Origin of the sequence: Nocardia sp. NPDC101769, assembly GCF_044766925.1 — a bacterium.
Taxonomy (GTDB): Bacteria; Actinomycetota; Actinomycetes; order Mycobacteriales; family Mycobacteriaceae; genus Nocardia.
The window spans coordinates 373,160-396,826 of sequence record NZ_JBIWMX010000003.1 but is presented as its reverse complement, the minus strand read 5'-3'; the positions used below and the strand labels follow the sequence as shown (position 1 = coordinate 396,826).

Below are 23,667 nucleotides of genomic sequence, written 5' to 3'. Positions count from 1 at the left end.
CGCGAGTATTGGCAGCATCATAGGGCCGTCGACCGGTTGCGATCACGATACGACCGAGGAATTCCCAGCCATATCGTGACCTGCACCGCGAGCTTACGGGATCAGACGATCCGGATCAGGATCTCGGAATGTCCGGCGCGGATGACATCCCCGTCGGCGAGCTGCCAATCCTGGACGGGAGACCCGTTGACCAGCGTGCCATTGGTCGAACCGAGGTCCGAGAGCATGGCGGTCTGGCCGTCCCAGCGAACCTCGATATGCCGCCGGGAAACTCCCGTATCCGGCAACCGGAAGTGCGCGTCCTGCCCGCGGCCGATGATGTTGCTGCCCTCGCGCAACTGGTAGGTGCGGCCGGAGCCGTCGTCCAGCTGCAGCGTGGCCGAATAGCCCGAGCCGCCGCGTGCCGGCGCCGCGCCGTAGCCGGCCTGCTGCTGGCCGTAGCCCTGCTGCTGGCCGTACCCCTGCTCGTCGCCGTAGCCGGCCTGCTCCTGGTACTGGTCGTAGCCCTGCTGGCCGTAGCCCTGCTGCTGGCCGTAACCCTGGTCGGCATAGCCCTGCTGGCCGTAGCCGACGCCCTGCTCGTAGCCCTGCTGCTGGCCATAGCCCTGCTGCTGGCCGTAACCCTGGTCGGCGTAGCCCTGCTGCTGGCCGTAGCCGGCCTGTTCGCTGTAGGCCTGTTCGTAGCCGTGCTGCTGCTGGCCGTAGCCCTGGTCGGCGTAGCCCTGCTGCTGGCCGTAGGCCTGCTCGGACTGGCCGTAGCCTTGCTGCTGGCCGTAGCCCTGCTCGGCGTAGCCGCCCTGCTGGCCGTAACCGCCGCCCTGCTGCTGGTTGTAGTCGTAGCCGTTCTGGTAGTCGCCGTAGCCCTGCTCGGACTGGCCGTAGCCGCCCTGCTCGTAGCCCTGCTGACCACCGTGGCCGTATTCGCCGTAACCCTGCTGACCTTGACGGCCCGCAGGCGGGGGCGCGTACCCGCGGTTCCGCGGATCGGACTCCGCGGGCTCACGGCTTGGGTCGTAGCCTGAGTTCTGCGTCATGGGGCCAGCTCCTGGTTGCGGGTTGGGTCGTTGTGGGCGTTCAGGTCCCGGTGACGGGCCTGCCCGCCTCCCCACGTCCGGATCCACCCGGCCGCGTGTCCTGAACTGTCCGGTGTGCAGCGTAGGGGATGCCTCGAACTCCACGTGCACTTCACCGTAGGTCTGCCATCCTTGCTCGCGGATGTAGTCCTGCAGATGTTTGGCGAAAGCACGCTTGGTGAGCTCGTAATCCTGCGTGGCGAGATCGCGATCCGGCTGTCCCTCGCCCTGGACGAGCTGCCGTAGATCCGATTCGTTGACGGTGATGGCATAGCTGTTCGGAGCCAGCAGATGCCCACCACCGAGATCCTGGATATGGTCGGCGGCCTCGCGCTGCAGTGCGGCCTCGACCTCCTGGGGCACGACGCTCCCGCCGAAGGCGCGGGCGAAGACATCGCCGACAGCCCCCTGGAGACGGCGCTCGAATCGGGAAACAATTCCCATGGCCCCCTCCCTTCTCGGGTCCTGCCGCTCCGGTGCGGGAGCGTGCGTCGTGTCATGTGTCCGACCAGCCGTGACGTGCGCGAAGCGTCCTTGAATAGCAACACGCGGACATGGCGTGTCGCCGCAAGGACACGGTGATTGCATGATATCCACGATCGTCCACACCTGTAACTCTTGGCGGCGAGCCGAGGTTCCCGGGGCGAACGCGGATCGTGATCGCCCGTCCGCACCCCGGATAACCAGGCGATTTCGTTTTGGTCCAGACCCCGTGATACGTTTCTTCACGTCGCTCAGGGCGAGTGGCGGAATGGCAGACGCGCTGGCTTCAGGTGCCAGTGTCCGTAAGGACGTGGGGGTTCAAGTCCCCCCTCGCCCACCACGAGGAAGGCCCTCGATCCGAATCGGATCGGGGGCCTTTCTCTATGTCCGGGGTTCTTCTATGTCCGGGGTTCGACTGTCTCCGGGGTCGTTGCCCTGCTGTCCGGGTTCGGTGTCCGGGCCCGGAGTGCGATGTCGGATTGGTATGAATGTGGCGCCCGGGCCGGCCCGCGCGGGCGGGGCCGCAGCGCGAGTCCGCACGGTGTCGGTTCCGCTCAGCGAGACTCGAAAAGCCGCTGGTCACAACGGATGTGACGAAGATCGCACACCCTCTTCGGGATTGCCTGCCGGAGGCGTTGCCAGGGGGCGTTTCAGGGCCTTCTCGGGGGCGAAAATCGTTTGCCGGAAGATGCCGACTTGGGTATGCGCCCGATTACTGTCCAGCAATGCCTGATGATCATTTAGTGAAAGGCTTTCTAAACAAACTTGAGGTTTGTTTGACCCTGGGTGATCGGTGGGCAATCGACCTGAGCTGGGATGAAATGCCAGCTTAACGGGGTTTGAACCGATGGTGAGCGGAAAATTCGCGAGTTTTTGGCAAACCGACCGACGGGGTTCGGAACGCATCACGCGCAAGGGTTCGAAAGGGGTCCCGAAACGCGACCGCGGGGATAGTTTCGGACCCCTCCGCAGACCGCCCGCAAAGCGTATGCCGGGAATTAGCGATCTTGTCGGGTTCCTTACTGGGAAAGGGTATTTCGCCTGGTCGCGTCATGCGCCAGCCGGGCAAGTCGGAGGTTGCGTAGCCATAACGATTGTGTAGAGTCGTCGGCAACGCTGGCCGCAGCTGAGCCGGACTCGCTGCGGCCAGTGGAACTCAATCCGAACGGTGCCGCGACTACGAAGTCGCCACTCCCACAACCGGTTCCGGACCCTTCTCGATCGAATAGCCCGCGATGTGCTCCGGGCGATCGCCCGCTTCCCGTTCCGACAGCAGGCGCTCCTGCTCCCGCACCGCGCCGCGGCCGCGCCGGAATATATAAGCCAGGAAACCGAGTTCGGCCAGCGCGCCGATGCCGACCCGGACCGCCGTGGGCAGTCCACTGGGTGTGACGAAGCCCTCCAGGAAACCCGACACCAGCAGCACGCCCACCAGTCCGAGCGCGATCACCGCGGTCGCCCGGCCCTGCCGCGCCAGCGCCTGCGGGCGGCTCTCCCGGCCCGGATCGATCAGCGTCCAGCCCAGCTTCAGACCCGCCCCGCCGGCTACGAAAATGGCTGTGAGCTCCAGCATTCCGTGCGGCAGGATCCAGCCGAAGAACGGGCCCAGCCGCCCCGCCCCCGCCATCAGCCCGGCACTGATACCGAGGTTCAAGGCGTTCATGAACAACAGATAGACGGCGGGCAGGATGAGCACCCCGAGGAAGAGCGCCATGGCCGACACCCACGCGTTGTTGGTCCACACCTTGGCGGCGAAGGCGTCGTGCGAGTGCTCGTAGTAGTAGGTCTCGAATTCGCCACCGGGCCGCGTCAAGGCATCTGTATCCGTGTCCAGGCCGAGATGTCGACGGGCGGCCTCCGACCTGGCCACCCACGCGGCCAGCCCCGTCGACCCGAGCAGGAACACCGTCGCCACCGACAGCCACCAGGGCCAAGCACGGTACACGGCGGCCGGAAACCGGTGCGTGAAGAAGTAGGCGATCTCCCGCGGCGTGTCGAAGCGGGCGCTCAGTATCCGGCCCCGGGCCCGGGTCAGCACCGCCGAGAGCCCGGCGATGAGGTCCGGATCCGCCTCGCGCGACTGCAGCCGGGCCAGCTGCTGCGACGCCAGCCGGTAGAGCCGCACCAGCTCGTCGGACTCCGAACCCGTGAGCCGTTTGCCGCGGGAGGCCAACTGATCCAGCCGCTCCCAGGAAGGCCTGTGAACGAAAATGTAGGCGTCCAGATCCATCGGTACCCCTCCTACGCTACGGCTGACAGAATGCTATCCATCGTGTTTCCGCCTGGCTGAGCAAGCCGAGGAGGTTCGCGGCCCGTCTCGTTCTGGACCGAGCGGAGCGGGGAAGCGAAGCGGAGGAGCGCAGGGAGGGAAGAACGAGACCTCCAGGGCCGCGAACCCGCCCGGAGCGAAGCGAAGGGCCATTGGACACAGCACTGTTCACCACCGGCGAAGCCGTGGCCGTCGAGCTGCCGATCGCGAGGATCCCCACGCGGGCGGCGGCCTTCCTGCTCGACCTGCTGCTGCAGACGGTGATCGGAACAGTGCTGGCGCTGCTGTTCGAGGCGCTGCTGGTGTGGATCGGCGCCGACCCCGCCTGGCGGGACGCCGCCGTGCTGGTGGCCATGGTGAGCGCGCTGATCGGGTATCCGGTGCTGTTCGAGACGTTTTCGCGGGGGCGCTCGGTGGGCAAGATGGCGGTCGGGCTGCGTGTGGTGCGCGCCGACGGCGGGCCCATCGACTTCCGGCACGCGGTCACCCGCGGACTGGCGGGGATCGTCGACTTCTGGATTCTGGGCACCGGGCTGATCGCCGTCGTGGTGTCGCTGTGCTCACCCCAGGCCCGGCGGGTCGGGGACGTGCTGGCGGGCACCGTCGTGGTGCACGACCGCAGCCGGCTGCCCTTCGCCGCGCTGGCCGCGCCGCCACCCTGGCTGGCGGGCTGGGCGCAGCAGCTCGATTTGTTCGGTCTCTCCGATGAATTGGCGCTGTCGACGCGTCAGTACCTGTTGCGGTTCCGAACCCTGACCCCGGAGGTCCAGGATCGGTTGGGCCGCACGCTGGTCATCGCGGTGTGCATGAGCCTGCGCACGCCGCCGCCGAACGGCTATCCGCCGCTACAGATCCTGGGCGCGGTGCTGGCCGAGCGGCAGCGGCGAGCCATCCCGCCCTTCGTGCGGCAGCACCCCACGGCCGTGCCGGTTACAGCGCTCCGGTCCGCTTGAGTTCCAGGTATTCGTCGGCCAGCGCCTCCGGCAGCCGGTCGGGCGCATCGGCGATGACACGGACGCCCATGCGGCGCAGCGTCTCCTGGGCCACCGCGTGCTCGGCGATGACATTCTCGGCGGCGGCCGCGGCATAGAGGTCGTCCAGGCCCGAGCGGCGGGTGGCGGCGGCCGCCACCTCCGGATCGGTCACCGCGACCACCAGCACCCGATGCCGCTCGGTCAGCACCGGCAACACCGGTAGCAGACCCTCCTGCACGGTGGCGGCGTCGAGATGGGTGAACCACACCACCAGGCTGCGGCGGCGGGCACGCTGTAGCGTCGCGCGCAGCACGCCCTGGTAGTCGGTGTCGACCAGTACGGGGGTGAGCCCGGCGAGCGCGTGCATCAGCTTGATCTGCAAGCGCTTTCCGCCGATGCCGCGCACCTCGGTGCGCAGCCGGCGGTCGTAGGCCAGCAGATCCACCGAGTCGCCGCCCGAGGCGGCCAGCCCGCCCAGCAGCAGGGCCGCCTCGATGGTGGCGTCCAGGCGGGTGCCGTCGCCAACCCGGCCCGCGCTCACCCGCCCGGTGTCCAGCAGCATGACCACGTGCCGGTTGCGTTCCGGCCGCCAGGTGCGGACCAGCACGTCATTGGCGCGGGCGGTTGCGCGCCAGTCGATGGCGCGCACATCGTCGCCTGCGACATACTCACGGAACGAATCGAATTCGGTGCCCTGCCCGCGAATCGTGCTGGTGTTGCGGCCCTCCAGATGCTGCAGCCGCCGGACCTTGGAGGCCAGCAGCCGCTCACTGCGGAACGGCGGCAGCGCGCGCAGCCGGGCCGGGACCTCGCGCCGTACCTGGCGGCCGGCCATGCCGAGCGGGCCCAGCAGGCGCAGCGTCACCGGACCGGCCACCCGGTCGCCGTGATAGTCCGGCGTCAGCTCGGTGTGTAGCCGAATCCTGGTGTTGGGGGGCAGGTTCAGGGCGTGGGTGCGATGGCGGGCATGCGCGCTGGGCGGCCAGTCGTCCCACAGGATGCCGCGCACCGGCCGGGCGCCGCCGTTGAGCACCGCCAGCTCCACGTCGATGCTGCGGCCGGTGCGGACCGTCGTGATGGGGGCCCGCGAAAGCTCCAGTGCGCCCGGCGATCCCAGCAACAGCAGGTCGGCCGCGATCAGCGCGACCAGCGCCAGCGTGGCGAGCAGCACACCGAGCCACGAGGGCAGCGCCAGCGTGACGAACAGGGCCGCGAGCATCGCCGCGGCGGCCAGCCGGCCGGTGACGACCACGGCCTACACCGGGACGGGGACGGACATCAGCAGCGAGGCCAGCACGCCCTCGGCGGTGACGCCCTCCACCTCGTGTTCGGGCCGCAGGTGCAGCCGGTGCCGGAGCACCGTCGTCGCAACGGCTTTCACATCGTCGGGCGTCACGTAGGCGCGCCCGTTCAGCCAGGCGAAGGCCCGTGCGGCCGCCATCAGCGCGGTCGCGCCGCGGGTGGACGCGCCGTGCGCCACGGCCGGGGAGGTGCGGGTGGCCCGGCACAGGTCCACGGTGTACGCCAGCACCTCGGGGCTGATGGCCACCTGCGCGACGGCGGCGCGGGCGGCCGCGATGTGCGCGGGACCGGCCACCGGGCGCAGTCCCGCGGCGTTCAGATCCCGCGGGTCGAAGCCCGCCGCGTGCCGCTGCAGGATGCGGAATTCGTCATCGCGCCCGGGCAATTGGACATCCACCTTGAACAGGAACCGGTCCAGCTGCGCCTCCGGCAGCGGATAGGTGCCCTCCTGCTCGATCGGATTCTGGGTGGCGACCACCACGAACGGATCCGGCAGCGGCTGCGGCACGCCGTCCACCGAAACCTGGCGTTCCTCCATGGATTCCAGCAGCGCCGACTGTGTCTTCGGCGGGGTGCGGTTGATCTCGTCGGCCAGCAGCAGGTTGGTGAACACCGGACCGCGGCGGAAGGTGAACTCGGCCGAGTGCGGATCGTAGATCTGCGAGCCGGTCACATCGCCCGGCATCAGGTCGGGGGTGAACTGGATGCGGGCGTGCTCCAGATCCAGCGCGGTGGCCAGGGCGCGCACCAGCAGCGTCTTGGCAACGCCCGGAACGCCTTCCAGCAGCACGTGACCGCGGCACAGCAGCGCCAGCACCAGGAACATGACGGCGTGGTCGTTGCCGACCACCGCCTTGCCGATCTCGGCGCGCAGCGCCAGCAGCGCCTGCTGGGCGTCCTGGGCGGTGGGCGTGTGGTTGGTGTCCACGACGTCCTGGGAGAGTTCGGTCACAAGACCTCCGCTTCGATCCATTCGAGTTGTGCGGCCACGAGTTCCAGGGCGACCCGATCGGCGACCGGGTCGTACAGGGCGGCGCGGATGACGGCCGGGTCCGCGCCGGTGCGGGCGCCGATGGACCCGATCACCAGCTCCGCCGGGGTGTCGGCGGTGACGCCGAGCGCGGGCCGCAGCCGGCGCAGCGACGCCGCCCGCAGTTTGGCGGCCACGTGCTCGTGATCGCGGGATTTCCGGTACAGCCCGGCCTGTCCGGCGAGCAGCTCGTGGGCCGGGGCCTCCACCGGCAGCGGTTCGCGCACGATGGCGCCGCGGCGGCGGCCACGCCACCACAGCACGGCGACCCAGGCGATGAGGAACTGTAGACCGCCGAAGGCCAGCCGGCCCGGCAGCCGCTGGAAGATGGAGTCGCTGCCGGCGCCGAAGTTCGGCGGCGGCACGTCCGGCCGGTCGGGCGGCGGGCTCGGCGCATTCGACGGTGGCGACGGCGCGTGGGTCGGCGGGGTCGACGGCCCGGACCCGGCATGGGTGAGCACGTACACCAGTACCGCGACCGCCAGCACGGCCACGACCGTGGCCCAGAAGCGCCAATCCTTCAGCAGCTGCGGCAGTTCCGCGCGCTCGCGGTCCTTCGTCTCCTTGGGGGCCTTGGCCTTGCGGGTCCGGCGCCGCTCGGTGATCTCGGCCGGGCCGGCCTTGGGCGGCGGCGCGATCGAGTATCGGTCGGCCTGTTCGAGCTGCCGGTACTCCGCCTCCGTGGCGTTGCGGCCGCCGTAGACGACCTCGTCGAAACTGTGTGCGGCCGAGGGCAGTTCACCGGCGTCCGGGACCATCGCGGTGGCGGCCCGCGCGGTTTCCCGCGCCGTGCGCGCCCGCTCCTCGTCGAGGATGCCGCGCTGCTCCAGCCCGCGGGTGACGGCGCGGTACCGCTCGCGCAGCGCGGAACTGAAATCGAACCGCCGCGCGGCGTCCTCGGCCGCGGCCAGGTGTGTGGCGGCCGGACCCAGCGTGGGTTCGGGCGGAGCCGCGCCGATGAGATTCGGTGCGGCACCGGTGATCTCCGGCCCGGGCCCGCGGTCGGGTGTGGTCATCGGCCGCTCCCGTCGGGCACCCGGATGTCCCACGCCTCGCGGCGGCAGCGCCGATCGACGTAGGTGACGACCTGCGTCGAGGACTCGACCAGCTCCGCGACCGCCACTATGAGCAGTGTGACGGTGATGATCAGCACCGTCACCGTCCAGCGTCGGGTGCCGGAGAACTCGGCGGTGAACTGCGGCAGCGCCAGCAGCGGCACCACCAGCACGAGCAGCAGCCCGCGCAGGTACAGCCACAGCCCGACCAGCTGCCATTCCGTCCCGCCCGCAAGCAGTTTCGCGCGCCGGGCCGCCACGTTGTAGGTGGCCGACTGATCGAAGATGGTGGGCACCAGCGTGAATCGCCGCCCGCGCAGCCAGGCCAGCCAGATCACCGCGGGCGGCACGGTGAACAGCAGGGGAGTGCCGACGGCCAGCACGCCGATACCGATGAGCGTGTACATCACCTGATAGCCGAGCAGCGGACCGGCTTCCGCGGCCAGCCGCCGCAGTGCCCCCCGCCACGTCGCCGGCCTGCGGTACACGACCGACAACCCGATCGGCACGGTCACCCCGCGGACGAACAAGCGGACCGACCAGGCGCACAGCAGGGTGACCAGCACCGCGCCCCAGAGGCTGCCGCGGTCGGAATTCCCGGTGGCGACAGCCGCCAGCACCGTGCCCGCGACGGCCACCACCGAGGCCACCAGCACGGCGACGCCGAGCAGGCCCGCCAGGGTCTTGATCCGCGCCTGGATCAGCGCGAACGGGATGTCCAGCAGTTCGCGGAACTGCATCGGGCGAATCGGCACAACCACCGGTTCGGTAGAAGTCGGTTCCCCCACCGAGCCGGTCGGCGAACCGACGGAGTCGGCGGCGGTCGGCAACACGCGGCCGAGTCTATCCGGACCAGCGTCTTCGGTCGCCCGATGCGCGTTCGGGCGGCGAACTTCGCACCCCGGGGGTCAGGCGGGAGGTGTGCCGGTCTCCAGCAGCCGGACCACGACGCGGCGGTAGAGCTCGGGTTCGATCGGCGACAGGCCCAGCAGCGCGCGCAGGTAGACGCCGTCGCCGACCAGCCGCACGATCTCGGCCCGCACCGGATCCTCGATCTCGTTGTCCAGGGCCGTCTTCCAGGACCCCATCACCTCGGTGAGGGCCCGGTCGGTCTCCGCCCGCGCGGCGTCCTGCGGCGCGTCGACGCTGCGCATGGCGGCCAGCATCGATCGGTACAGGGCGAGCTCGACGGCGTCGGCGTCGTCCTCGGGATGCGGAGCCTGCAGATACCACTCGGCCACCGAACGCCCCTGCGCCACCGCGGCTCGCACCTGCTGGTCGGCCCGGTCGGTGACGCGGCGGAGCAGTCCGGCGAGCAGTGCGTCCTTGCTCTTGAAGTGATAGAGCAGCCCGCCCTTGGAGACACCCGCGGTGGCGGCCACGTTGTCCAGGGTCACCTGGGACAGGCCCTTGTCGAGCAGCAGGGTTTCGAGCGCGTCGAGGATCCGGTCGCGGGTGCCGGCGGGATCGCGTGTGGTCACGCCGGTTGACTGTACCGTCTGGACGGTTCAGAATGCTACTGTACCGTCTGGACGGTTCACTACCGAGAGAGAAAGCTCATGAGCACCCACGTGACCGCACGTTCCGGAACTCCCGTGACCATCGACCGGCACCACACCACGGTGCCGCCGAAGGCCCGGCCCAGGGATTGGGCCGGGCTCGGTGTCCTCGCGCTCGCACTGCTGCTGATCTCCGTCGACGCCACAGTGCTCGACCTCGCGGTCCCGTCCATCAGCGCGCACCTCGCGCCCACCACGCCGCAGCTGCTGTGGATCATCGACGTCTACTCGTTCGTGCTCGCCGGCCTGCTGGTCACCATGGGCACCCTCGGCGACCGCATCGGCCGCCGCCGCCTGCTGCTCATCGGCGCGGCCGGATTCGCCCTCGCCTCGGCCATCGCGGCCTGGGCGGTCAACCCCGAGATGCTCATTGCCGCACGCGTTCTGCAGGGTGTCGCCGGTGCGACCCTGATGCCCGCCACGCTGGGCCTGATCCGATCCATGTTCGAAGACGCCCGCCAGCGCACCCTCGCCATCTCGGTCTGGGGCGCCATGGCCGCCTCCGGCGCGGCCTTCGGACCGCTGCTGGGCGGATGGATGCTCGAGCACTTCTGGTGGGGCTCGGTCTTCCTGGTGAACCTGCCGGTCATGGCGCTGCTGCTGGTCCTGGCCCCGGTCCTGGTACCGGAGTCGCGCGACCCCGACCCCGGCCGCTTCGACCTGCTCAGCGCCGGCCTGTCCATGCTGGCCCTGATCCCGATCGTGTACGCGGTCAAGGAGTTCGCGGCCCACGGTCCCAACCTGAACCTGCTGATCAGCGCCGGTATCGGCGTGGTCGCGGGCGTGGTGTTCGTGCGTCGGCAGCGCGGCCTGTCCGCCCCGCTCATCGACCTGGACCTGTTCCGGCTGCCCGCCTTCCGGGCCGCGGTGTTCACCAACCTGCTGTCGGTGTTCGCGCTGGCCGGCGTGCTGTTCTTCGGTTCGCAGTACCTGCAGCTGGTGCTGGGCAAGTCGCCGCTGGAGGCCGGTCTGCTGCTCATCCCGGGCACCATCGGCTCCATGCTGGGTGCGCTGGCCGCGGCCTGGCTGGTCCGCTACTGGCGTCCGGCGACGGTGCTCGCGGGCTCGCTGGTGACCGTCGCGATAGGTGCGGGCCTCTACTGGTTGCTGCCCACCGATCCCTCGGGCTCGGTGACCCCGTTCATCGTCGGCTTCCTGCTGATCGGCCTGGGTGAGGGCGTGGCCCTGACCGTCTCGGCCGACATGATCGTCAGCACCGCCCCCGAGGCGCGCGCCGGCAATGCCGCCGCCATCTCGGAAACGGCCATGGAAATGGGCATCGCCCTCGGCGTCGCCGTGCTGGGCAGCGCCGTCATGGCAGCCTTCCGCCACGGTCTCGATCTGACGCACATCCCGTCCGGCCAGGCGGACGCGGCCCGCGAATCGCTGGGCGGCGCAATCGAAACCGCCCGCGCCCTACCGCAACCCGCGGCCGGGGAACTGCTGAACTCGGCGCACTCCGCCTTCGTCAGCGGCATTCACCTGGCGGCCACCTCCACGGCGGCCATCCTGGTCCTGACCGCCTTCGTCGCCTACCGTTCGGCGACACGGAAGTCGTCGGCGGCGTGATCGAAATGGCTGTGGCCCGGATGTTTCCGTGTTCAACGTGAAACATTCCGGGCCACAGTGGGTTTCGGAAGGCTACTCCCGGCCCCTGCCCGGGGGCAGTTCGCGCGGGCTGCGGTGGTCGAGTTCGGGGTTGCGGCGTGCTGCCAGCGCATCGTGCTGCGGACCCGCGGGCAGGGGATAGCCGGAGTCCACCAGGTGGCCCTGGGGTAGGGCGGAGTAAGAGGGGTACTGGGCGTAGGGCTGATCCACCACGCTCGAGGCCACGCGCTGGGCGTGCACCTGCTGCGGGGCGCCCTGCGGGAAGTAGCCGTACTGCGGCTGGGCGTAGGCCTGCTGGTGCTGCTGCTCCGCCGAATCCTGGGAATCCACGGTCACCTTGCGCGTGCGGCGCAGCGTGAAGGTGATCTCCTCCGCCTCCTCGAACGCCTGGCGTACGGTGCGCAGCGGGTGGGTGGCGGTGTCGATGGCATTGGCCACGAAGGACGGCACCAGCGGACGGATCCAGCGGGCGGCGGTGTCGGTGAACGGCACCGTCCCGATGATCGGAAGTTCCAGCCCCCCACCCTTGTTCGCGGGCTGCGCGACCGGCACGGCGGGCACGAGCGCCCCACCCTGCGGTGCGGGGGCCAGAGCCCCGGAGGTGAGCTGGGCGGGCAGGTTCGGCGACTGTGTCACGATCCCCTCCTGGGACACGGTGCTGTCCTTTCGATCCCCGGCCGGGCCGGCGGGGAGTTCATGTCTGATGGCATTGTCGAATTCGGCGACGGCGCGCTGGGCGGGCTCGGTGATGCCGATCTCGAAACCGCCGATGGCGGCGATGATGCGGGTGCGCTGCCGTTCCCGGTCGATGGCGGTGTCGGCATGTACGGCCAGCCGCGCGGCGGTGAGTTGTTGTTCGGCGCGCAGGCTCTCGGTCTCCACGCGCACCTCGGCCTGTTTGACGGCGATGGCGGTGGTGGCAGCCTGGTCGATGCGGTCGGTGGCGGTACGGACCGCGACGGTGCGGTCGAACGCCGTCTCACCCCGCCACAACCGCAGCAGCAGTGGCAGCAGGGCCACCACGATCATGAGCACGGACACCGCGAGCCGCAACACGAACGGCCCGAAATGTCCGGTGGTGTAGTCGTTCATGGCCACCCAGCGCGCCCCGAGCCCGCGGTCGCCGTCGGTATAGGCGGCCTTGCGGGCCGTCGCGAGGGCCTTGTCCTTCTCGGTGACCTTGGCGTCGAGCCCGTCGACCTTGCCCTGCGCCGCGCTGAGCTGGTTGCGGGCGTCGTCGAGCATCTGGTTGGCGGTGCGCTCCTCGGGACCGCGCCCGGGCACGCGGGTGATCATGTTCTGCGGGCAGTCCGCCGCCGGGTTGAATTCGCAGCGGGCGATGATCAGCGCATTGGTGACGTCGTTCTGCGCCTTGGTGATCTGCTGGTCCAGCGCGGTGCGATCGGTCCTGGCCTGCTCCAGCTCGGTGCGCGCGGTGACCACGGCGGGCGCGGATTCCACTGCGTGCTGGGCGGATTCGTCGAGCAGCCGGTTCACGGTGCCGGAGAACAAGATGGTGCAGGCCAATTCGGCGATCACCACCCCGGCGAGCACTGCCACCGCGATGCGGCCGCCGAATTCGGCTACCGCCAGGCGATTCTCCCGGCGATCGGGCGTGGCGGCGGTGGCCAGCGCTCGGGCGACGGCCCCCATCAGCACGGTTGCGATGAGCGCGACCGCCACGATGGCGATGACCGGCCAGCGCGCCGCTCCCGTGGCGGCGGCCGTGACGGCGCCCGCGGTGGCCGCGAGCAGCGCCACCACGGCGCCGGTCACGGTGTAGCCGCCGCGCTCGGGCCCGTCGGTGAGCTGCGGTTGCGCGCCGCCCAGCCAGACCAGCAAGGCGCCGAGCCCGGCGGACCTGGGGACATGGTGAACGGTCATGGGAGTTCACATCCTCTGAGTCCCGGGTGATTCGGCTTCTCGAAACCGTCGCTGATTCGTTGTCTCAGCGTGACAGGCGTACGGCTGTTCCATCGACCGCGGCAGCTGGGATGTGGCCAGGCTCACAGTGGCACGTTTCGGGCATGTGACGTGGTGTTGATCACGCGCCGACTGGCTCGGATAGCACAGAAAACCTGGACAGGAGACGTATTTACGATTTGCTGAATGTGTGCTGAATCCCACATTCAGGAAAAATTCCGTACGGTCCGCAGGTTACCTGCCCATGTCTCCCGGACGGCCGCCGCGGCGACGGAACTTGTCCGGAAAGTTAGCCGGCCCATGTCCGGTTTGCCGGATCACTCTGTGGGGAAATCTGATTCATTGCAGGTGAGAGGCAGTCTGGAGCTGCGCTGGACCGCTCGGCCGGAGTCCTCGCGTGCGTGCGATGCAGTGGTGAACTCAACTGAAACGCACGTGCACCCCTGCTTTACACTGGAGAACGCGCGTGTGTTGGAGGACCGATGAAGAAGCCCAGCTAGAAGCTGGAATTAGTGCAACCTAAGTTGGTTGGGCTCAAGTCCTGACTTATCGTTTGCTCTTACGCCGAACTACACAATTCGGCATATCTCCCCATACGGTCAGAGGCCCGATCGGTGCTCAGCCTAGCGGGCGAGAACTGCGCGGTGTGTAGCGAAGACGTAAGGGTTCCGTTACCACCGAGCACCCGACTAGGTAATCGAAGCGGGTGGACAACTGCAAAGTTGACTGCACGGAATGACCATCAGCGCCGCTGGTCTCCGAAACGTCCGGACGCAGTCCAGACCGGAGGCGTTCGACGAAGGCCGCATTCTTCGAAGGCCTGTTTTTTGTGAAGGCAGAGGCATGACGCAACTTCCTGGCCACAGGTCCCCTGGACCCATCGGGCTCTATGACCCGGCGAATGAACACGACGCCTGTGGTGTCGCATTCGTCGTCGACATGCACGGCCGCCGCAGCCGCGACATCGTCGACAAGGCTATTACGGCATTGCTGAACCTGGAGCACCGTGGTGCCGCCGGTGCCGAACCCAACTCGGGTGACGGCGCGGGCATCCTGATCCAGCTCCCGGACAAGTTCTTCCGCGCTGTCGTCGACTTCGAGCTCCCCGCCGAAGGTTCGTACGCCACCGGTATCGCTTTCCTGCCGCAGGCCCGCCGCGAGGCCGCCCGCGCCGGGTACGGCGTCGAGAAGATCGTGCGCGAGGAGGGCCTCGAGGTCCTCGGCTGGCGCGAGGTCCCGATCGACGAGTCGTCGCTGGGCGCGCTGTCGCGCGACGCCATGCCGACCTTCCGGCAGATCTTCATCGCCTCGCCCAGGGGTGGCGCCGAGCAGCTGTCCGGCATGAACCTGGAGCGTCGCGCCTACGTCATCCGCAAGCGCATCGAGCACGAGCTCGGCAAGTCGGGCGCCGGCGAGGGCGCGACCGGCAAGGAGTCGGTCTACTTCCCGAGCCTGTCCGGCGAGACCTTCGTCTACAAGGGCATGTTCACCACCCCGCAGCTGCGGGCGTTCTACCTGGACCTGCAGGACGACCGGGTCGAGTCGGCGCTGGGCATCGTGCACTCGCGCTTCTCCACCAACACCTTCCCGTCGTGGCCGCTGGCGCACCCGTTCCGGCGCGTCGCCCACAACGGTGAGATCAACACCGTCTCCGGCAACGAGAACTGGATGCGGGCCCGTGAGGCGCTGCTGAACTCCAACGTGTTCGGCATCGATCACGAGGGCAACAACCGCCTGGAGAAGATCTTCCCGGTCTGCACCCCCGGCGCCTCGGACACCGCGCGCTTCGACGAGGTGCTCGAACTGCTGCACCTGGGCGGCCGCAGCCTGCCGCACGCCGTGCTCATGATGATTCCGGAGGCGTGGGAGCGCCACGAGTCCATGACCCCGGAGCAGCGCGCCTTCTACCGCTACCACTCCTTCCTCATGGAGCCCTGGGACGGCCCGGCCTCGGTGTGCTTCACCGACGGCACGGTCGTCGGCGCGGTGCTGGACCGCAACGGTCTGCGCCCCGGCCGCATCTGGGTCACCGAGGACGGTCTGGTCGTGCTGGCCTCCGAGGTCGGCGTGCTCGACATCGACCCGGCCAAGGTCGTCTACAAGAAGCGCCTGCAGCCCGGCCACATGTTCCTGGTCGACACCTCGCAGGGCCGCATCATCAGCGACGACGAGGTCAAGTCCTCGCTGGCCGCCGAGTTCCCGTACCAGCAGTGGCTGGACGAGGGCCCGGCCAAGCTGAGCGACCTGCCCGACCGCCCGCACGTGCACATGTCGCACGACCGCGTGCTGATCCGTCAGCAGATCTTCGGCTACACCACCGAGGAACTGAACCTGCTGGTCGCGCCGATGGCGCAGACCGGTGGCGAGGCGCTCGGCTCGATGGGCACCGACACCCCGATCGCGGTGCTGTCGGCGCGGCCGCGCCTGCTGTTCGACTACTTCTCGCAGCTGTTCGCGCAGGTCACCAACCCACCGCTGGACGCCATCCGCGAAGAGGTCGTCACCTCGCTGCGCAGCATGATCGGCCCGGAGGCCGACCTGCTGAACCCGGGACCGGAGTCCTGTCGTCAGATCACCCTGACCCAGCCGATCCTGGACAACGACGAGCTCAACAAGCTCATCCACATCAATGACGACGGCTCCCGTCCCGACCTGCGGTCCGTGGTGGTCCACGGCCTGTACCCGGTCAAGAAGGGCGGCAAGGGGCTGCGCAAGGCCATCGAGGCCGTGCAGCGTCAGGTCTCGGCGGCCATCGACGGCGGCGCGCGCATCATCGTGCTGTCCGACCGCGAGTCCAACGAGAAGCTGGCCCCGATCCCGTCGCTGCTGCTGACCGCCGCGGTGCACCACCACCTGGTCCGGGAACGCACCCGCACCAAGGTCGGCCTGGTCATCGAGGCCGGTGACGCCCGCGAGGTGCACCACATGGCCATGCTGGTCGGCTTCGGCGCGGCGGCCATCAACCCGTACATGGCCTTCGAGTCCATCGAGGACATGCTCGAGCGCGGCGCGCTGCAGATGCCGGGCAGCACCGGCGATCTCGCGGCCGACTACAAGAAGGCCGTCTACAACTACAACAAGGCGGCCGGCAAGGGCGTGCTGAAGGTGATGTCCAAGATGGGCATCTCCACCATCGCCTCCTACCGTGGCGCGCAGCTGTTCCAGGTCGTCGGCCTGGCGCAGGAGCTGGTGGACGAGTACTTCACCGGTCTGAAGTCGCCGCTGGACGGCATCGGCCTGGACGACATCGCGGACGAGGTCGCGCAGCGGCACCGGATCGCGTTCCTGGAGAACCGCAACGAGCGCGCGCACCGCGAGCTCGAGGTCGGCGGCGAGTACCAGTGGCGTCGCGAGGGCGAGCACCACCTGTTCAACCCGGACACGGTGTTCAAGCTGCAGCACGCCACCCGCTCGGGCCAGTACAAGGTCTTCAAGGAGTACACGAAGCTGGTCGACGACCAGTCCGAGCGTCTCGCCTCGCTGCGTGGTCTGTTCAAGTTCAAGTCCGAGCACCGCCACCCGATCTCGATCGACGAGGTCGAGCCGGCGTCGGAGATCGTGAAGCGATTCTCGACGGGTGCGATGAGCTACGGCTCCATCTCCGCCGAGGCCCACGAGACCCTGGCCATCGCCATGAACCGCCTCGGCGGCCGCTCCAACTCCGGTGAGGGCGGCGAGCACCCGGCGCGCTTCGAGCCGGAGGAGAGCGGCGACTGGCGCCGGTCCGCGATCAAGCAGGTGGCCTCGGGCCGCTTCGGTGTGACCGCGCACTATCTGACCAACTGCACCGACATCCAGATCAAGATGGCGCAGGGCGCGAAGCCCGGTGAGGGCGGCCAGCTGCCGGCCCACAAGGTGTACCCGTGGGTCGCCGAGGTCCGGCACTCGACGCCGGGCGTCGGCCTGATCTCGCCGCCGCCGCACCACGACATCTACTCGATCGAGGATCTGGCGCAGCTGATCCACGACCTGAAGAACGCGAACCCGCAGGCGCGGATTCACGTGAAACTGGTCGCGGAGCCGGGCGTCGGCACCGTCGCCGCGGGTGTCTCCAAGGCACACGCGGACGTGGTGCTCATCTCGGGCCACGACGGCGGCACCGGCGCCTCGCCGCTGACCTCGCTGAAGCACGCGGGTGGACCCTGGGAGCTCGGCCTGGCCGAGACCCAGCAGACGCTGCTGCTCAACGGTCTGCGCGACCGCATCGTGGTGCAGGTGGACGGTCAGATGAAGACCGGCCGCGACGTCATGATCGCCGCCCTGCTGGGCGCCGAGGAGTACGGTTTCGCGACCGCTCCGCTGGTGGTCTCGGGCTGCATCATGATGCGCGTCTGCCACCTCGACACCTGCCCGGTCGGCGTCGCCACCCAGAACCCTGTTCTCCGTGAGCGTTTCACCGGCAAGCCGGAGTTCGTCGAGAACTTCATGCTCTACATCGCCGAAGAGGTGCGGGAGCTGCTGGCGTCGCTGGGTCTGCGGACCCTGGACGAGGCCATCGGCCGGGTCGACCTGCTCGACACCACCGCCGCCAAGGCGCACTGGAAGGCCGCCAAGCTCGACCTGTCGCCGATCCTGGACGACGTCGAGACGGCGTTCATGTTCCAGGACCGCCGCCGCACCAAGGACCAGGACCACGGCCTGGACAAGGCGCTGGACAACGAGCTCATCGCGCAGTCCGCGGACGCGCTGGAGCGCGGCAAGCCGGTCAAGTTCGAATCCAAGATCACGAACGTGAACCGGACCGTCGGCACCATGCTCGGCCACGAGGTCACCAAGCTCTACGGCGGAGTCGGCCTGCCGGACAACACCATCGACATCACGTTCACCGGTTCCGCCGGTAACTCGTTCGGTGCGTTCGTCCCGGCCGGCATCACCCTGCGGGTGGTCGGCGACGCCAACGACTATGTCGGCAAGGGCCTTTCGGGTGGTCGCATCACGGTGCGCCCGTCCGATGACGCGCCGGAGGCGTTCGTCGCGGAGCAGAACATCATCGCGGGCAACGTGATCCTGTTCGGCGCCACCAGCGGCCAGGCGTTCCTGCGCGGTGTGGCCGGCGAGCGCTTCGCGGTCCGCAACTCGGGTGCCACCGCGGTCGTCGAGGGTGTGGGCGACCACGCCTGCGAGTACATGACCGGTGGCCGCGTGGTCATCCTCGGCGAGACCGGCCGCAACTTCGGCGCCGGCATGTCGGGCGGTATCGCCTACGTCTACAACCCGAACGGCACCTTCGAGGCCAACCTCAACACCGAGCTGGTCGACCTCGAGCAGTTGTCGGCCGAGGACGCGCAGATCGTGCACGACATCGTGGTCCAGCATCGCGACGAGACCGGATCCGCTGTCGCCGACAAGATCCTGGGCGACTGGTCGCAGCAGGTGATCAAGTTCGCGAAGGTCATGCCGCGCGACTACAAGAAGGTCCTGCTCGCCATCTCCGAGGCCGAGAAGGCCGGCCGGAATGTCGACGAGGCGATCATGGAGGCGGCCCGTGGGTAACTTCTGGAGGCGGCCCGTGGGTAACTTCGCACTCATGTCGACGAGGCGCCGTAACCATTCAGGGCGGCCCGTGGCTGACCTCACTCTGGCGGTGCAACGCAGCACCACTGTCGTTGTTCCGTGCGCGCTGCGCATTAGTCAGGAGTTCGTAAATGGGTGACGCACAAGGCTTCCTGAAGCACACATCCCGGGAACTGCCCAAGCGCCGTCCGGTTCCGCTGCGACTGCTGGACTGGAAAGAGGTCTACGAGGAGAAGTTCTCCCACGAGACCCTGCAGAAGCAGGCCAGCCGCTGCATGGACTGCGGTATCCCGTTCTGCCACAACGGCTGTCCGCTCGGGAACCTGATTCCCGAGTGGAACGACCTGGTGTACAAGGGCGCGTGGAAGGAGTCGTTCGATCGGCTGCACGCGACCAACAACTTCCCGGAGTTCACCGGCCGCCTGTGCCCGGCTCCGTGCGAGGCGTCCTGCGTCCTGGGCATCAACCAGGATCCGGTGACCATCAAGCAGGTCGAGGTCGAGATCATCGAGAACGGTTTCGACGAGGGCTGGGTGACCCCGGTCTACCCGACCCGCCTGACCGGCAAGCGCATCGCGGTCGTCGGCTCCGGCCCCGCGGGCCTGGCCGCCGCCCAGCAGCTGACCCGGGCCGGCCACACCGTGACCGTGTTCGAGCGCGACGACCGCATCGGCGGCCTGCTGCGCTACGGCATCCCGGAATTCAAGATGGAGAAGCGCTTCATCGACCGCCGCATCGCGCAGATGGAGGCCGAGGGCACCATCTTCAAGACCGGCGTGAACGTGGGCGTGGACATCACCGCCGCGCAGCTGCGCGAGCAGTTCGACGCGGTCGTGCTCGCCGGTGGCGCCACCATCGCGCGTGACCTGCCGATCCCGGGCCGCGACCTGGACGGCATCCACCAGGCCATGGAGTTCCTGCCGCTGGCCAACCGGGTGCAGCTGGGCGACCAGATCACCGACGAGGACGGCCTGCCGCGCATCAACGCGCGCGGCAAGAAGGTTGTCATCATCGGTGGCGGTGACACCGGCGCGGACTGCCTGGGCACCTCGCACCGTCAGGGCGCGGAGTCGATCCACCAGTTCGAGATCATGCCGCGTCCGCCGGAGCAGCGAGCCGCCTCGACCCCGTGGCCGACCTACCCGCTGATGTACCGCGTCTCCTCGGCTCACGAGGAGGGCGGCGAGCGCGTGTTCTCCGTCAACACCGAGCGTTTCGTCGGCGCCGACGGCAAGGTCACCGGGCTGCAGGCGCACGAGGTGTCGATGGTCAACGGCCGCTTCGAGAAGGTCGAGGGCACCGACTTCACCCTCGAGGCCGACCTGGTGCTGCTGGCCATGGGCTTCGTCGGACCGCAGAAGAACGGTCTGCTCGAGGGCCTGGGCGTGGGCTACGACCAGCGCGGAAATGTCATGCGCGACAAGGAGTGGGCCACCACCGTGCCCGGCGTGTTCGTCGCCGGTGACATGGGCCGCGGTCAGTCGCTGATCGTGTGGGCCATCGCCGAGGGCCGCGCGTGCGCGTCTGCGGTGGACAAATACCTGGAGGGTGAGACGGCGCTGCCGTCCCCGATCACCCCGACCATGGTCGCCCAGCGCTGAGCCGTAGGTGATCCAGCGCTGAGCTGAAACCCTGAAGGGCGCTCCCGGACTTCGGTCCGGGAGCGCCTTTTGTTATATAGGGAAACGATCTGAAATGTGTACTAGTCAGTAACTGGGGGCAGTTTTCTCAAACCCTGGACAGGGGACCAGTTACACCTGTTAACTTACTCCCCGTGTGGAGTCCACCCTCCGAGTCGTCCGCAGCGCTCGGTAAGTATGGATCGGTCCCGGAGGATCTCGGGACACTTGGAGGAAAATATGTTCCGTAATCGCCGTGCGGCCGCGATCGCGACCTCTGCCGCAATGGTTTTCGCGGGCCTGAGCATGACCACGCTGGAGACGGGCGCCGCGTCAGCGGATACGACCTGTGCCCTGAGCTCGCATGCCACCAAGAATGACATCAGCACCCTCGGTATCACCATGACGTACGACAAGGGCGCCAACCTCGACTCCATCGGCGTCGGCACCACGGTGACCTACACGATCGTCGTCGGCACCACGGGCATCGGAAACCCGTACGTCAACACCATCACCGATTACCCGCCGGCCGGATTCGGTGCGCCGACCAGCGCCACCATCACCGCATATCACGCCGCGCTCGGTGAGCGGACCGAGAGCGTCACCCCGGAGCCGAACGCCGGTGGCTGGAAGGTGACCAACACGGGCTGGTTCGTGAACTCCGGTAACCCGGTGACCTATACCATCACCTACCCGGTGCCCACCAACCTCTCGGCCGGTCAGCAGGTCACCAGCGGTGGCATCGGAGTCGCGGGCACGGTCGGCGTCAGCAACGAGCTGCCCAACCTGACGTCCTGCTTCACCGCCCGGGCCAACACCGTCGGCGAGGACGCGCTGGGCAGCCTGAACAACAACGGCCTCGGATCGGCCGACGGTCAGCTCAGCTCGACCGGTTCGCTCAGCACCATCCTGTCGGACGCGATCCGCAAGTACATCGGCAGCTGATTCCCCTCCGGGCCGATTCGATCGATAGGAAAACCGTACCGATGCTCACCGGTAAGCTCTCGGCGCTCGCCGCGATCTCGGCAATTGCGCTCTCCCTCGCATTGCCGTCCGCATCCGGGAGCATCGGTACGGCCACGGCGGATGATTCCACCGGATCACATCTGGTTTCGATCGATCGGCCCGGCCAGCGGCAAGAGGAGATCTCGGTCTATTCGGCCGCGATGGACAGGGTGATCACGCTTCAGGTGATTACCCCGTTGGACAACAGCGTCCCGCGGCCCACGCTCTATCTGTTGAATGGCGCGGGCGGTGGCGAGGATGCCGCCACCTGGTATCGCCAAACCGATGTCGTGCAATTCTTCGCGGACAAGAACGTGAATGTTGTTTCCCCGATCGGTGGCAAATTCTCCTATTACACCGACTGGCAAAAAGACGACCCGAGTCTGGGCCGCCAGAAATGGGAGACATTCCTGACCGCGGAACTGCCGCCGATCCTGGATTCGGCGCTGCACGCGTCGGGCGCGAACGCGGTTGCGGGCGTGTCGATGTCGGCGACCTCCGCGCTGAATCTGGCCATCGTGGCCCCCGATCGGTACCGGGCGGTCGCCTCCTACAGTGGCTGCGCCTCCACCTCCGACGAGAACAGCCGCCGGTACATCCAGTTGGTCCTCGACCGCGGTGATGCCGATTCCCGCAATATGTGGGGCGACCCCGGCGACCCGGACTGGCAGCAGCACGACGCGGTACTCAATGCCGGCGCCCTGCGCGGGAAGGCGCTGTTCATCTCGAGCTCGAGCGGGCTGCCCGGGCCCATGGACACCCTCGATTCGCCCTCGATCGGCGGGCGTCCGGCGACGCTGGCCAATCAGGTCGTGCTGGGCGGGGTGATCGAGGCCGCGACGAACGCGTGCACACATCAGCTCGCAGATCGCCTCGGCCAGTTGGGGATCCCCGCGCAGGTCGAATTCAGCCCTGCCGGAACGCATTCCTGGCGATACTGGCAGGACGCGCTGCATCGGTCGTGGCCGCTGCTCGAAGCGGCACTACAGGGTTGAGATGCGAAATGTGGCTTCCGGCACAACTTTCGGCCGGAAATCGGACGTCTTAGCCGACTCGCCTGGCATGGCCGAATAGGCCCCTTTATGCTTGGCGGCGGTGTGTCGCCGATCTCGTCATGCGGTCTGTTTCAGTCAGCTCATGCGGGGCGGTTACCTGGGTTAACCCTCAGTGCACCGGACTGTCATCCGGCGACCGCACCATGATCGGGAATCGGGACGCGCAACCTGTCCCGGCACAAGCGGGAACTGGAGCAGTATGCGGTTGAAGAATGTTGTCGCGGCTGCGGGGGCAGCGGCGAGCGTCCTCATGTCGGGAATCGTCCTGGGCAGCGGTCCCGCTACGGCCGACCCCGGCGCGGGCTGCCCGAGTCTCTACACGGTCGCCGTGCCCGGCACCTGGGAGACCGGCCACGACAAGGACCCCAAGCCCGGCATGCTGGCCGGGGTGACCGACGGATTGCCCGGCGAGGTCGACTATGTGACCTACGCGGCCACCGCCTTTCCCTGGGAGGGCGACGTCTACGCCGCCTCCAAGAAGGAAGCCGTCGACAATGCCCGCGGTCTGGTGCAGGACATGGGCGCGCGCTGCCCGGGCACCAAGATCGCCATCACCGGCTACAGCCAGGGCGCCGACGCGGCCGGCGATCTCGCCGCCGAGATCGGCAGCGGCCACGGTGTGGTGCCGCCCGATCGCATCGCGGCGGTCGCGCTGATCTCCGATCCGCGCCGCTCGCCCACCGACGTCCAGATCGGCCCGCTGGCTCCCGGTGCGGGTGCGGGCGGGGTGCGCGTCGGCGGCTTCGGCTGGGTCAGCGACAAGGTGCGTACCGTGTGCGCCATCGGCGACCTGTACTGCTCCACCGAGGAGACCGACTTCCTCACCCGCTTCGCGGGTTTCCTGGCGCAGTCGTCCAACCCGAACAACTTCAACCTGTGGCAGACCCAGCTCGAACTCGGGTCCATCCTCAACGACCTGATGGCGCAGGGCGGTCTGCCGACGCTGCAGGCCCAGCTGGCCGACGGTCCGGACAGCGAGTACGCCCACCAGCTCGAGCAGTTCTACCGCAGCGGCAAGCACACCAGCTATGGCAGCTACGGCGTCGGCGGCGGCCAGACCGCACTGACCTGGATGCACGCCTGGATCGCGACCAACGCCTAACGGACGGCCCGGCGGTGAGCCGGCCCCTCGAAACCTGAAAAGGCCGCTCCCACACTGGGAGCGGCCTTTTCGGTGTCCGAGCCGATGAGATCGTCG

The 23,667-nt window shown here is 68.4% G+C and carries 15 protein-coding genes and 1 tRNA gene; 8 read left to right on the top strand and 8 right to left on the bottom strand.

All coding sequences use genetic code 11. The features are described from left to right. Positions 1-101: 101 nt before the first annotated feature. On the bottom strand, positions 102-1,517 hold the full coding sequence (locus tag ACIRRA_RS07595; RefSeq protein WP_402764456.1) for a DUF3662 and FHA domain-containing protein: 1,416 nt from the start codon (positions 1,515-1,517) through the stop codon (positions 102-104). Positions 1,518-1,810: 293 nt separating this feature from the next. Between ACIRRA_RS07595 and ACIRRA_RS07590 the strand changes: the two genes are divergently transcribed. After that, positions 1,811-1,896 (top strand) — tRNA-Leu (locus ACIRRA_RS07590). Positions 1,897-2,733: 837 nt separating this feature from the next. Here ACIRRA_RS07590 and ACIRRA_RS07585 read toward each other — a convergent pair. Further along, complete coding sequence (locus ACIRRA_RS07585) at positions 2,734-3,786, bottom strand: stage II sporulation protein M (RefSeq protein WP_402764453.1); 1,053 nt, start codon at positions 3,784-3,786, stop codon at positions 2,734-2,736. A 191-nt stretch (positions 3,787-3,977) separates the two neighbouring features. Between ACIRRA_RS07585 and ACIRRA_RS07580 the strand changes: the two genes are divergently transcribed. After that, a complete protein-coding gene (locus ACIRRA_RS07580; RefSeq protein WP_402764450.1) occupies positions 3,978-4,778 on the top strand; it encodes an RDD family protein in 801 nt (266 codons plus the stop codon). Here the strand turns inward: ACIRRA_RS07580 and ACIRRA_RS07575 are convergent. The 5 genes from ACIRRA_RS07575 to ACIRRA_RS07555 form a co-directional block, all read right to left on the bottom strand. Further along, positions 4,756-6,051 (bottom strand): DUF58 domain-containing protein, encoded by a 1,296-nt coding sequence (locus ACIRRA_RS07575; protein WP_402764447.1) that lies wholly within the window; start codon positions 6,049-6,051, stop codon positions 4,756-4,758. The two genes, ACIRRA_RS07580 and ACIRRA_RS07575, sit on opposite strands and share 23 nt — an antisense overlap. 3 nt (positions 6,052-6,054) lie before the next feature. Continuing rightward, positions 6,055-7,074: an AAA family ATPase gene (locus ACIRRA_RS07570; RefSeq protein ID WP_402764445.1), complete on the bottom strand. Its 1,020-nt coding sequence runs from the start codon at positions 7,072-7,074 to the stop codon at positions 6,055-6,057. Then, positions 7,050-8,147: a DUF4129 domain-containing protein gene (locus ACIRRA_RS07565; RefSeq protein ID WP_402764442.1), complete on the bottom strand. Its 1,098-nt coding sequence runs from the start codon at positions 8,145-8,147 to the stop codon at positions 7,050-7,052. Before ACIRRA_RS07565 ends, ACIRRA_RS07570 begins: the two co-directional genes overlap by 25 nt. After that, entirely contained in the window at positions 8,144-9,019 is an 876-nt protein-coding gene (locus ACIRRA_RS07560) for a hypothetical protein (RefSeq protein WP_402764439.1), read from the bottom strand. Before ACIRRA_RS07560 ends, ACIRRA_RS07565 begins: the two co-directional genes overlap by 4 nt. A gap of 75 nt (positions 9,020-9,094) precedes the next feature. Further along, the gene (locus tag ACIRRA_RS07555) at positions 9,095-9,667 is read right to left on the bottom strand and encodes a TetR/AcrR family transcriptional regulator (RefSeq protein ID WP_402764436.1); all 573 of its coding nucleotides are present in this window, start codon (positions 9,665-9,667) and stop codon (positions 9,095-9,097) included. Between the two features lie 78 nt (positions 9,668-9,745). On the opposite strand from ACIRRA_RS07555, the gene ACIRRA_RS07550 reads away from it, so the two are divergent. Beyond that, positions 9,746-11,314, top strand: coding sequence for an MFS transporter (locus ACIRRA_RS07550; protein WP_402764434.1), 1,569 nt, complete (start codon positions 9,746-9,748; stop codon positions 11,312-11,314). 72 nt (positions 11,315-11,386) lie between these two features. Here ACIRRA_RS07550 and ACIRRA_RS07545 read toward each other — a convergent pair whose 3' ends face one another. Beyond that, positions 11,387-13,237 (bottom strand): DUF4407 domain-containing protein, encoded by a 1,851-nt coding sequence (locus tag ACIRRA_RS07545; protein ID WP_402764431.1) that lies wholly within the window; start codon positions 13,235-13,237, stop codon positions 11,387-11,389. Positions 13,238-14,119: 882 nt separating this feature from the next. On the opposite strand from ACIRRA_RS07545, the gene gltB reads away from it, so the two are divergent. The 5 genes from gltB to ACIRRA_RS07520 all read left to right on the top strand — a co-directional run bounded on the left by gltB (position 14,120) and on the right by ACIRRA_RS07520 (position 23,571). Continuing rightward, entirely contained in the window at positions 14,120-18,769 is a 4,650-nt protein-coding gene (gene gltB, locus ACIRRA_RS07540) for a glutamate synthase large subunit (RefSeq protein ID WP_402764428.1), read from the top strand. 152 nt (positions 18,770-18,921) lie between these two features. Continuing rightward, positions 18,922-20,391, top strand: a complete 1,470-nt coding sequence (locus tag ACIRRA_RS07535) for a glutamate synthase subunit beta (protein WP_356996168.1) — start codon at positions 18,922-18,924, stop codon at positions 20,389-20,391. A 258-nt stretch (positions 20,392-20,649) separates the two neighbouring features. Further along, positions 20,650-21,354: a hypothetical protein gene (locus ACIRRA_RS07530; protein ID WP_402764426.1), complete on the top strand. Its 705-nt coding sequence runs from the start codon at positions 20,650-20,652 to the stop codon at positions 21,352-21,354. Between the two features lie 41 nt (positions 21,355-21,395). Beyond that, a complete protein-coding gene (locus ACIRRA_RS07525) occupies positions 21,396-22,409 on the top strand; it encodes an alpha/beta hydrolase (protein WP_402764423.1) in 1,014 nt (337 codons plus the stop codon). Between the two features lie 259 nt (positions 22,410-22,668). Then, positions 22,669-23,571 (top strand): cutinase family protein, encoded by a 903-nt coding sequence (locus tag ACIRRA_RS07520; protein ID WP_402764420.1) that lies wholly within the window; start codon positions 22,669-22,671, stop codon positions 23,569-23,571. The last annotated feature ends 96 nt before the right edge of the window (positions 23,572-23,667 follow it).

What these genes read in the sequence shown, in the direction of transcription:
- ACIRRA_RS07595 (WP_402764456.1), bottom strand. Translation starts at nt 1,517, where the DNA reads ATGGGAATTGTTTCCCGATTCGAGCGCCGTCTCCAGGGGGCTGTCGGC.
- ACIRRA_RS07585 (WP_402764453.1), bottom strand. Translation starts at nt 3,786, where the DNA reads ATGGATCTGGACGCCTACATTTTCGTTCACAGGCCTTCCTGGGAGCGG.
- ACIRRA_RS07570 (WP_402764445.1), bottom strand. Translation starts at nt 7,074, where the DNA reads ATGGATCGAAGCGGAGGTCTTGTGACCGAACTCTCCCAGGACGTCGTG.
- ACIRRA_RS07565 (WP_402764442.1), bottom strand. Translation starts at nt 8,147, where the DNA reads ATGACCACACCCGACCGCGGGCCCGGGCCGGAGATCACCGGTGCCGCA.
- ACIRRA_RS07550 (WP_402764434.1), top strand. Translation starts at nt 9,746, where the DNA reads ATGAGCACCCACGTGACCGCACGTTCCGGAACTCCCGTGACCATCGAC.
- ACIRRA_RS07545 (WP_402764431.1), bottom strand. Translation starts at nt 13,237, where the DNA reads ATGACCGTTCACCATGTCCCCAGGTCCGCCGGGCTCGGCGCCTTGCTG.
- gltB (WP_402764428.1), top strand. Translation starts at nt 14,120, where the DNA reads ATGACGCAACTTCCTGGCCACAGGTCCCCTGGACCCATCGGGCTCTAT.
- ACIRRA_RS07535 (WP_356996168.1), top strand. Translation starts at nt 18,922, where the DNA reads ATGGGTGACGCACAAGGCTTCCTGAAGCACACATCCCGGGAACTGCCC.
- ACIRRA_RS07530 (WP_402764426.1), top strand. Translation starts at nt 20,650, where the DNA reads ATGTTCCGTAATCGCCGTGCGGCCGCGATCGCGACCTCTGCCGCAATG.
- ACIRRA_RS07525 (WP_402764423.1), top strand. Translation starts at nt 21,396, where the DNA reads ATGCTCACCGGTAAGCTCTCGGCGCTCGCCGCGATCTCGGCAATTGCG.
- ACIRRA_RS07520 (WP_402764420.1), top strand. Translation starts at nt 22,669, where the DNA reads ATGCGGTTGAAGAATGTTGTCGCGGCTGCGGGGGCAGCGGCGAGCGTC.